This window comes from Hyalangium sp. (genome assembly GCF_035629615.1).
Lineage (GTDB): Bacteria > Myxococcota > Myxococcia > Myxococcales > Myxococcaceae > Hyalangium.
In genome coordinates, this window is the sequence record NZ_DASPHO010000070.1 from 1 (window position 1) to 10600 (window position 10600).

Sequence of the window (10600 nt, forward strand, 5' to 3'; positions counted from 1 at the left end):
TCAGCGGCGGGAGCTTCTCCAGATCCTCCACCAGGTGCATCTCGAGCGGCGTGTGCGACCGGATGACAGCCCAGCCGTCGTTGGGCGAGCATCGGAACGCGAGCGTGCTCATCGACAGGCGCCGCACTTCGAGACGAGGACCGGAGGACTGTTCCAGCGGCAGCTCACGCGCCGCCTCGATCAGGGCCTCCGCGGGCGGTGGTGGTGGCACAGCGACCCTCCCGGACGCGACTGCACCGTGATTCGAAGCCTGAACGACTGAGGCCGAGGCCTGGATGCCCGTGGTCACCGGCTGCGGCATCAGGACCGGTGGCGCTGGGGTGCGAGGAGCTTGCACGTGCGAGCCCCTCGTTGCGGACCGAGGCGGGAGCGAGGGCGTGGCCATGGGGTGAAGCACCGGCGGCGGGTGGCCTGTCGTCCCCGATCGAGTCGGGAGCGCAGCAGTCGCAGGCCGCGCAGCCGGAGCCCGGTAGCCCAGAGGGGCCGATCGGGGAGGTGTGAAGGTGGCCGCGTGGGCCAGGTTCGTCCCCAACCTCTCCGGGCCAGAGGCAGAGGCAGGTGAAGGCGTACCCGAGGCCGCGGTGCGCGCCCTCGGCGCGGGCAGCAGGACGGGGGGACCAAGCGGTGGCACGGACGGCGCGGAGGGCAAGGCCCGGTGGATGGGCGGCAGCGCGGGTGTCCGCAAGAGCTCCTCATGGCGCGTGGCCCTCATGACGCGCGGAGCCACGCGAGGCGGAACCGGAGCCAGGCCGGGCTCCAGCGGCGGCAACAGGGGCAGCCCGTCACGCTCCCCGGAGAGGCCGGAGGAGGACAGCTCTTCGTGGTGCGGCTCCAGGCGTGCGATGTCGTTCTGAAGGAACGGATCCCTGGGGTCCAACTCGAGGGCCGCCTTGAGTGCTCCACGAGCGCGGGAAGCACAGCCGAGCTCCAGCAGCAGCTCCGCCGCGGTCCGGTACGAGGCGATGGCTCCCTGCCGATCTCCTGCACGCTTGCTTGCCTCGGCATGCCGCACGTAGAGGTTCGGGTCCCTGGGCGCCAGACGGAGGATCTGCTGGTACGTGTGCGCGCACTGCGCGAACTTCCCACGCACGAACTGCTGATGCGCCGTCTCCTTCAGCTCCCTCAGCCCCATGGACGCCCTACCCCCAGCGCTCCCTCGTGGATGCGCACCATCCCCGTGTAAGCATTCAATGTGCCGGTGAGGGAGCGAGCGAGGAGGGTTCAATGCTGAGCGGAGTCTGGCCCTCGGGAACGCACGGATGTCCACCAGCATGCGACTCGCGTCCTGGCTGAGGCGTGTGAGATCTCCATGGATCCATGGGTAGGAGCATTCCACCCTGTAGAAGCGGCAAGAGCGGCGCTGTAACAAGGAAAGGGGAAACCCGATTGATGCGGCGCGCCATGCGATCCGCTTGAGAATCCCGAAATGCGCTCTAGGGTTCGGCCCCCATGGGGAACCGCGGCGAGCTGAGCTTCGAAGACACGCTCTGGGAGACAGCGGACAAGCTGCGCAACAACCTGGACGCGGCGGAGTACAAGCACGTCATCTTGGGGCTCGTCTTCCTCAAGCACATCGGCGATGCCTTCGAGGAGCACCGCGCCCGGCTGCTCGCGGAGGAGGGCCGGCGCGAGGGGCTGGAGGAGCCGCTGGCGTACCGGAAGGCCCGGGTCTTCTGGGTGCCGAGGCAGGCGCGCTGGGAGTCTCTGGCCCGCCACGCGAGACAGCCCGATATCGGCAAGCGGGTGGACGCGGCGATGGCGGCCCTCGAGCTGGACAACCCGGCCCTGAGGGGCGCGCTGCCCAAGGACTACGCTCGGCCGACGCTGGACCCTGGCCGGGTGGGAGAGCTCGTGGGGCTGGTGGGCACGCTCGGGCTGGGTGAGCCGGAGCAGCGGGGCAGGGATCTCCTGGGCCGCGTCTACGAGTACTTCCTGGCGAAGTTCGCCCGCGCCGAGGGGAAGAACGGGGGCCAGTTCTACACGCCGAAGTCGGTGGTGAAGCTGCTGGTGGAGATGCTGGCGCCGTACCAGGGGCGGGTATTCGATCCATGCTGCGGCTCGGGTGGGATGTTCGTGCAGAGCGAGCGGTTCCTCGAGGAGCACGGCGGGCACAAGGGGGACATCTCTCTCTACGGACAGGAGTCCAACCCGACGACGTGGCGGCTGGCGCGGATGAACCTGGCCATCCGGGGCATTGACCACGACCTGGGCCCCGAGCCCGCGGACAGCCTGCACCGGGATCTGCATCCGGACCTGAAGGCGGACTTCATCCTGGCGAACCCGCCCTTCAACGTGAGCGACTGGGGCGGCGAGCGGCTGCGCGAGGATGCGCGGTGGAAGTACGGCGTACCGCCCTCTGGCAATGCGAACTTCGCGTGGGTGCAGCACTTCGTGCACCACCTGTCGCCTCAAGGGGTGGCGGGCTTCGTGCTGGCCAATGGCTCCATGTCCTCGACCCAGGCCGGAGAGGGAGAGATCCGCCAGGCCCTCATTGAAGCGGATCTCGTGGACTGCATGGTGGCGCTGCCGGGACAGCTCTTCTACGCGACGCAGATTCCCGCTTGTGTGTGGATCCTCGCGCGGGACAAGGGCGGCCACGGCCAGCGCCGCGCACGGACGGGAGAGGTGCTCTTCATCGATGCTCGGGGGCTGGGGAGCCGGGTGGACCGGAGCCACCGTGAGCTCACCGAGGCAGACCTCCGGCGCGTGGCGGCCACGTACCACGCCTGGCGAGGCGACCTGGGAGCAGGACGGTACGAGGACACTCCGGGGCTCTGTCGCGCAGTCACTCGCGAGGAGATCGCCGCCTACGGATACACGCTCACTCCCGGACGCTACGTGAGCGAGGGTGCTCTCGTGCAGGAGGGCGGGGGAGAGCCGTTCTCGGTGGTGATGCCCCGGCTCGTCTCCGAGCTGGAGCACCACGTGGCGGAGACGCACCGCCTGGAGCAGGAGATCCGCGAGAGCCTGCGGAGGCTGGTCCATGAGGGCTGAGGGAGGGAGGCGCGCCTCCATCGAGCAGCTCCTCGAAGCGGGCGTGCTCGCGATCAGCGATGGTTACCGGGCGAGGAACCTGGAGCTGGGCCGGCCGGGCCTGCCCTTCGCGCGGGCAGGCAACATCGACGAGGGCTTTCACTTCGAGGACGCCGCCTTCCTGCGCGAGGAGCACCTGCCCCGGGTCGGCGAGCGGGTCTCTCAACCCGGGGACGTCGTCTTCACCTCCAAGGGGACCGTGGGGCGCCTCGCGTTCGTGAAGCCGGAGACGCCCCGGTTCGTCTACTCGCCGCAGCTGTGCTTCTGGCGGGCGTGTGATGCCCAGGTGCTCGACGGCCGGTTCCTCTACTACTGGATGCACGGCGAGGAGTTCTCGCGGCAGGTGCACTCCGTCAAGGGACAGACCGACATGGCGGACTACGTGAGCCTGAGGGATCAGCGGCGGATGCACATCACCCTGCCGCCCCTGGCCGAGCAGCACGCCATTGCCAGGCTCCTGGGCGCGCTGGACGACCGGATCCATGCCGGGCGGAGGGTCATCCACGGGCTGGAGGCGCTGGCGCAGGCGCTCTTCCAGTCGTGGTTCGTGGACTTCGAGCCCTCCCGCGCACGGGCCGAGGCACGCCTTCCGGAGCCGCTGCGGGCCGGGCTGGCGGAGCTGTTTCCCTCGGCGTTCACCTCGTCTGAGCTGGGAGAGGTGCTGCCGATGGGCTGGCACAGGAGCTCTCTGGGGGAGCTGTTCCCTGGCACGGACTGCGTGATGACGGGGCCATTTGGCAGCCTCTTGCATGCTTCGGACTACCGAGAGGAGGGAGTGCCGCTCGTCCAGGTGGCGGACGTGAAGGAGGGACACATTGGCGGGCGCGACCTGCCACGGGTGGGTGTCCACAAGCTCCCCACGCTCGAGCGCTACCGGCTGCGCGAGGGAGACATCGTCTTCACACGCATCGGGGTGGTGGGGAGATCGGCCTACGTCCCAGCGCATCAGGCCGGGTGGATGATCTCCGGGCAGATGCTGCGAGCGCGTGTCCCGGTGGAAGGGGTTGTGCACCCCCGGTACCTCTCCCAGGTCTACCGGCAGCCCCTCTTCCTCTCGCGTGTGGAGCGTCAGGCCCTGGGCTCGACGCGGCCATCGCTGAACACCGCGCTGCTCGCAGCGCTGGACTTCCTGGTGCCGTCGCGCGCCGTGCAGGACGCGTTCGCCGCCACGGTCCTGCCATTCGACCGGCGTGTGTGGGCAGAGCTCGACGCCAGCCGCACGTTCGAGTCGCTGCGTGACGCCCTGCTCCCAGGGCTCCTCTCGGGCGCGCTGCGGGCCCGGGAGGCGGAGGCCGTGCTGGCAGCCCACGCTTGAACCGTGAGCTGGGAATGGTGAGCTTCGCCGCTCGTTCCCTTACTATCCGCCCGGCTCGAACCCTCAGGAACACTCCGTGAATCGACTGTTGCCGCTGCTGTGCTGCGTCTTCCTGCTCTCTGGCGTGATGCTCTCCGCTGGCGCGCAGACGCCTCCCGCCACCCGGCATGATCCCCAGCCTCCGCCGAAGAAGGATCCGGCCCGCACAGCCGCCGAGGCCACCCAGGTGGATGCGGGCATGCCCCCTCCCCCTGGCTCTCCCGATGCGGGGACGCCGGACTGGAACGTGAACGCTCCGAACGCTCCCTCCACGGAGGTGGCCATCGACGCCACCGAGGGGACGTGGATGAGCGTGGACGTGAGCCCCCGCGGGGATGAGCTCGTCTTCGACTTGCTGGGCGACCTCTACACGCTGCCCATCACCGGCGGTGAGGCCCAGGAGCTCACCCACGGCATCGCCTGGGACATGCAGCCGCGCTACAGCCCGGATGGGAAGTCCATTGCCTTCACGAGCGATCGCGGCGGCGGGGACAACCTCTGGGTGATGAGGCGTGACGGCTCGGATCCACAGGCGGTGACGCAGGAGAAGTTCCGGCTCCTCAACAGCCCCGCCTGGTCTCCGGACGGGCAGTACCTGCTCGGGCGCAAGCACTTCACCTCGAAGCGCTCGCTCGGCGCGGGGGAGATCTGGCTCTACCACCGCTCGGGTGGAGAGGGCGTCCAGCTCACCGAGCGCCCCAACGAGCAGAAGGACGTGGGCGAGCCCGTGTTCTCCCCGGACGGCCGCTACGTCTACTTCAGCCAGGACGTCACCCCGGGCCGCTTCTTCGAGTACAACAAAGACCCCAACGGGCAGATCTACGTCATCCAGCGGCTGGACATGGAGACGCGCGAGATCGACCCGTTCATCACCGGCCCTGGAGGCTCGGTGCGGCCCACGCCGTCGCCGGATGGGAAGCAGCTGGCGTTCGTGCGGCGTGTGCGCGGAAAGACGACGCTCTTCGTGGCGGACGTGGTGTCGGGCGCGGAGCGGCCGCTGTTCGACGGGCTCGATCGCGACATGCAGGAGACGTGGGCCATCCACGGCGTGTACCCGGTGATGGCCTGGACGCCGGACAGCAAGTCCCTGGTCTTCTGGGCGGGCGGCAAGCTGAGCCGCATCGACGTGGCCACCCGGCGCGTCACGCCCATCCCCTTCCGAGTCAAGAGTACGCGCGCCGTCGCCGAGGCCCTCCGCTTCCCGCAGAACGTGGCCCCCGAGCAGTTCCAGCCGAAGATGCTGCGCTGGGTCCAGGTGTCGCCGAAGGGCGATCGCGTGGTGTACCAGGCGCTCGGGCACCTCTACGTGCGCGAGCTGCCCAAAGGCGCACCTCGCCGGCTGACGAAGCAGACGGATCACTTCGAGATGTCCCCCTCGTTCTCTCGGGACGGCCGCTCCATCGTCTACACGACGTGGGACGACGAGAAGTACGGGAGCATCCGCGTGGTGTCAGCGGCTGGCGGCGAGGGCCAGGTGGTGAGTGCCCAGCCGGGCTTCTACCAGGAGCCGGCGTTCTCGCCCGATGGGCGCTTCATCGTCTACACCGCAGGCGGTGGCGGGTTCCTGCTGCCCGGCGAGTGGAGTCGTGAGCAGGGGCTGTATGTCATCGGCCGCAACGGTGGAAAGCCGCGGCGGCTGGTGAAGGACGGCTCGCAGGCACACTTCGGAGCGGGCTCGGACCGGGTGTACTACCTGGCGGTGGAGGGGGGCGAGAAGGAGGACAAGCGCGAGCTGCGCAGCATCGGTCTGGATGGGGGCCACCAGCGGACGCACCTCACGAGCGCCGAGGTGGCGGGGTTCCGCGTGTCGCCGGATGACCGGTGGGTGGCGTTCCGGGAGAGCTTCAACGCGTACCTCATGCCGCTGCCGCGGGGTGCGAAGGCGGTGCCGGTGAGCAAGGACAGCAAGGTGTTGCCGGTGGCGAAGGTGTCCAAGGATGCGGGCGAGTACCTGCACTGGTCCGGGGACTCGAAGCGGCTGTACTGGGCGCTGGGGCCCGAGCTGTTCATGCGCGAGCTGCGCGAGGCGTTCCGCTTCGTGGAGGGTGCGCCCGAGAAGCTGCCCGAGGTGCCGGACAAGGGTGTGAACATCAGCTTCGAGCTGCCCACGGCGGTGCCCCCGGGCGCAGTGGCGTTGGTGGGCGGGCGTGTCATCACCATGCGTGGGGAGGAAGTGGTTGAGGAGGGTGTGGTGGTGGTGCGCGGCAACCGCATCGTCACGGTGGGCAAGCTGGGAGAGGTGAAGGTGCCCGAGGGCGCGAAGGTCATCGACGTGCGCGGGAAGACGGTGATGCCGGGGTTCGTGGACGTGCACTGGCATGGGCAGATGGGGTCGGACGGCATCCTCCCGGAGCAGAGCTGGGTGAATTTCTCGTCGCTGGCGTACGGGGTGACGACGCTGCACGACCCGTCGAACGCGACGGCCGAGATCTTCGCCGCGAGCGAGCTGGCGAAGGCGGGGCGTATCGTCGCGCCGCGCATCTTCTCCACGGGCACCATCCTCTATGGCGCGCAGGGCGTGGGGTACAAGGCGCCCGTCGAGACTTTGGAGGATGCGCGCTCTCACCTGCGGCGGATGAAGGCGGTGGGGGCCTTCAGCGTGAAGAGCTACAACCAGCCGCGGCGGGATCAGCGGCAGAAGGTGCTCCAGGCGGCGCGCGAGCTGCAGATGATGGTGGTGCCGGAGGGTGGCTCGCTCATCCATCACAACCTGGCGATGGTGGTGGATGGGCACACGGGCGTGGAGCACGCGCTGCCGGTGGCGCGCATCTACGCGGATGTGAAGCAGCTCTGGAGCAAGAGCAAGTCGGGCTATACGCCGACGCTGATCGTCGCGTACGGCGGGCTGTGGGGCGAGGAGTACTGGTACCAGAAGACGAACGTCTGGGAGGACTCACGGCTGATGTCCTTCGTGCCGCGCAGGGTGGTCGACTCACGCAGCCGGCGCCGGACGCTGGCGCCGGACGAGGAGTTCAACCACATCAACGTGGCCCGGGCAGCGCGGGAGCTGAATGACGTGGGGGTGAGCGTGCAGCTGGGGGCGCATGGGCAGCGCGAGGGCCTGGGAGTGCACTGGGAGCTGTGGATGTTCGGCCAGGGCGGGATGAAGCCGCTGCAGGCACTGCGGGCGGGGACCCTGGCAGGAGCGCAGTACCTGGGGCTGGATCGGAACATCGGCTCGCTGGAACAGGGGAAGCTGGCGGACCTGATCGTCCTGGACAAGAACCCGCTGGAGGACCTGCGCAACTCCGCGTCGGTGCGCTACACGATGGTGAACGGGCGGCTCTTCGATTCGGGGACGATGAACGAGGTGGGCAACGCTCCCCGTGAGCGCGCGAAGTTCTTCTTCGAGCGCGAGGGTGGCGAGACCTGGGCACCCGGGTCGACGGTCACCACGGAACAGGACTGAGTGAAGCCAACCCAGCATGGGGGCCTGTGGGCGTCAGACCCCTCGCGTAGGGTGCCGCGCCATGGCTTCCATGCAGCACGAAGGACTCTTGCTTCTGTTCCGCAATCGCCCCACCCTGGCGCCCGAGCTGCTGCGCGACGCGCTCGGCCTCCAGCTGCCGGCCTGGTCCGAGGCGCGGGTGGAGTCTGCCGAGCTCACCGAGGTGGTTCCCACCGAGTACCGCGCGGACCTGGTGGTGCTGCTTCTGGAGGGCAAGCCCGTCTTCGCCATTGTCGTGGAGGTGCAGCTCTCGCGGGATGAGGACAAGCGCAAGACATGGCCGCTGTACCTCACGAGCCTGCGATCACGGGTGGGTTGTCCCACCGCCCTGCTCGTGGTGGCTCCGGACGCCGCAGTGGCCCGGTGGTGCGCTCAGCCCATTGACTTGGGACATCCCGGCTTCGTGCTCCAGCCGCTGGTGGCTGGGCCGGGGGCGATCCCCGTCATTACCGACGAGCAGAGGGCGCGCCGGGACCCTGAACTGGCGGTGCTGTCGGCCATGGCACACGGGAAAGAAGAGGTAGGCTCGGTCATCGCCAAGGCGGTCATGGCGGCGGTAGGAGGCCTTGATGCCGAGCGCCTCAACCTCTACGTTGACCTGACCCTGTCCGCGCTGAGCGAGGCGGCCCGCAGAACCTGGGAGGCGCTGATGCAGAGTGGCAACTACGAGTACCAAACTGAGTTCGTGCGCAAGCATGTGGCCCAGCTTGAGCAGAGGCGCCAGGAGGGGCGCCAGGAAGGGCGCCAGGAGGGGCGCCAAGAGGGGCGCCAAGAGGGGCGCCAAGAGGGTGAGCTGGCAGCCCTGTTCGAGGTGCTCGATGCCCGCGGCATCAAGGTAGGCGCTGCAGCCCGCAAGCAAATCCTGGCCTGCACGGACTCCTCGCAGCTCAAGCTCTGGCTGCGCAGGGCGGTGACGGTGGAGTCTGTCCAGGAGCTCTTCGAACCAGGGCCCACCCGGAAGCCTGCGGCTCGCAAAGCGGGCAAGCACGGCCGGAGCGTGAAAGTCCTCAAGCCTCGCTCCAAGCGGTAGCGGAAACGCTTGCGAGGACTCTCCCGAGACCGGAGAGTGCGTGCCTCTTCCGGAGCGTCCTCGTGCCTGCGACTCCTCTCATCCTGTCCCCCGTGTTGATGTTCAGCCTGCTCGCCGCGACTCCGGCTCCCAAGGCCAGTACCGCGAGCAATGTGCCTTCCCAGGCTGCGAAGATGGCGGGACCCACGGCGGCCCAGCTCCAGGCGGCCGAGCGGCTCGTAGGTCCTGCGCTCACCGAGGGTCATGCCTGGGCGCGCCTGACCGAACTCACGGATGGCATCGGCCCGCGCCTGTCTGGCTCCGAAGGCGCCGAGGCCGCCGTGCAGTGGGCCCTGCGCTCCTTCAAGGCCGATGGTGTGAAGGCCTGGCTCGAGCCCGTGAAGGTGCCACACTGGGTTCGCGGTGAGGAGCGCGCCGAGCTGCTCACCTCCGAGCGGTTCCGAGGCCGGCCGCTCCAGGTGATGGCGCTGGGCGGCAGCGCGGCCACTCCTCCCGAGGGCATCACCGCCGAGGTGGTAGAGGTGTCCTCGCTCGAGGAGCTGGCGGCGCTTGGCGATCGCGTGAAGGGCCGCATCGTCTTCTTCAGTCATGACATGAAGGTGGCTGAGGACTACGGGCGGTTCGCCGCGCTGCGCGGACGAGGGCCCTCGGTAGCAGCCAAGGCCGGTGCGGCGGGAGCGTTGGTGCGATCACTGGCCACTGCATCCCTGAGCACGCCCCACACGGGCTCCACTCGCTTCGAGGATGGCGTCACGCCCATTCCCGCCGCCTCCGTCACCGTCGAGGATGCCGGGCTCCTGCACCGCCTGCTGGCGGAGGGGGGCCCGGTCCGGGTGCGTCTGGTGCTCGGATGCAAGGAGCTCCCGGAGGTCGACTCCTTCAATGTGGTGGCCGAGGTGAGGGGCCGCGAGAGGCCCGGGGAGATTGTCCTGATCGGCGCCCACCTGGACTCGTGGGACGTGGGCACGGGCGCTCATGATGACGGGGCAGGTGTGGTGATGGTGATGGAGGCCGCGCGGCTGCTCGCACGGCAGAAGCCCGCGCCTCGGCGCACGGTCCGCGTGGTCCTCTTCATGAACGAGGAGAACGGGCTGCGTGGGGCCCGGGCCTATGCCCAGGCGCATGCCGCAGAGCTGCCGCGCCATGTGGCCGCGATGGAAATGGACTCGGGCGGTGGGCGGCCCCTGGGAGTGCAGCTCCGCGCGGGGGAGGGCGCCCCCGAGCTGGTGCGGCCATGGCTGAGCCCGCTCGTGGCGCTGAGCGCGGGGACGATCTTGCCGGGAGAAGCAGGTGGGGCGGACCTGTCGCCGCTCGTCCCAGCACGCGTGCCCATGTTCGGCGTGAGGACGGACGCCAGCCGGTACTTCGATGTGCACCATACCCACGCGGACACGCTCGACAAGGTGGAGCCGGAGGCGCTGGCGAAGAGCACGGCCGCCGTGGCGTGGATGACGTATGTGATGGCAGAGATGCCCGGCTTGCTGGTTCGCCCCTCCGCGCCCCCCACGGCGCCCTCGTTGACCGCGCCGCCCTCGCTGGGCAGGCCGCCCGTGCCTGGCGCTCCCCCCGCAGGCGCGGGGAACGTGAAGTCATCGGACCGCTGATCTACTCCGCGGGCGGCGAGGGCAAGGGGCCTCGCCGCAGCGGCCGCGAGGGCAACACCGCCGTCAACATCAGCGCCAGGATCGCCACCAGGATCGCCACCCGGTACACCGACGACGTGGCCTGGGTGAAA

At 69.1% G+C, this 10600-nt stretch carries 6 protein-coding genes and 1 pseudogene; 5 read left to right on the forward strand and 2 right to left on the reverse strand.

What is annotated here, in order from left to right; all coding sequences use genetic code 11:
- Positions 1-1132 (reverse strand): hypothetical protein (locus VD972_RS03055; protein WP_324980453.1); only part of this gene is annotated, 1132 nt, incomplete at its 3' end.
- Positions 1123-1200 (reverse strand): annotated as a pseudogene (locus tag VD972_RS45395) (hypothetical protein); the annotation flags it as partial. The gene VD972_RS03055 and the pseudogene VD972_RS45395, both read right to left, overlap by 10 nt.
- A 249-nt stretch (positions 1201-1449) precedes the next feature.
- Between VD972_RS45395 and VD972_RS03060 the strand changes: the two are divergent.
- The 5 genes from VD972_RS03060 to VD972_RS03080 all read left to right on the forward strand — a co-directional run bounded on the left by VD972_RS03060 (position 1450) and on the right by VD972_RS03080 (position 10469).
- Positions 1450-2994, forward strand: coding sequence for a class I SAM-dependent DNA methyltransferase (locus VD972_RS03060; RefSeq protein ID WP_324980457.1), 1545 nt, complete (start codon positions 1450-1452; stop codon positions 2992-2994).
- Positions 2984-4348 carry a restriction endonuclease subunit S gene (locus tag VD972_RS03065; protein ID WP_324980460.1) on the forward strand — a complete coding sequence of 455 codons (1365 nt, stop codon included), beginning with the start codon at positions 2984-2986 and terminating at the stop codon, positions 4346-4348. Before VD972_RS03060 ends, VD972_RS03065 begins: the two co-directional genes overlap by 11 nt.
- Positions 4349-4424: 76 nt before the next feature.
- Entirely contained in the window at positions 4425-7796 is a 3372-nt protein-coding gene (locus tag VD972_RS03070; RefSeq protein ID WP_414653974.1) for an amidohydrolase family protein, read from the forward strand.
- A 61-nt stretch (positions 7797-7857) separates the two neighbouring features.
- A complete protein-coding gene (locus VD972_RS03075) occupies positions 7858-8865 on the forward strand; it encodes a hypothetical protein (RefSeq protein ID WP_324980463.1) in 1008 nt (335 codons plus the stop codon).
- Between the two features lie 62 nt (positions 8866-8927).
- Positions 8928-10469 carry a M20/M25/M40 family metallo-hydrolase gene (locus VD972_RS03080; protein ID WP_414653975.1) on the forward strand — a complete coding sequence of 514 codons (1542 nt, stop codon included), beginning with the start codon at positions 8928-8930 and terminating at the stop codon, positions 10467-10469.
- Positions 10470-10600 lie beyond the last annotated feature (131 nt).

Bases quoted from the DNA above. Each gene is read 5' to 3' on its own strand.
- VD972_RS03060 (WP_324980457.1), top strand. From the start codon at position 1,450: ATGGGGAACCGCGGCGAGCTGAGCTTCGAAGACACGCTCTGGGAGACA.
- VD972_RS03065 (WP_324980460.1), top strand. From the start codon at position 2,984: ATGAGGGCTGAGGGAGGGAGGCGCGCCTCCATCGAGCAGCTCCTCGAA.
- VD972_RS03075 (WP_324980463.1), top strand. From the start codon at position 7,858: ATGGCTTCCATGCAGCACGAAGGACTCTTGCTTCTGTTCCGCAATCGC.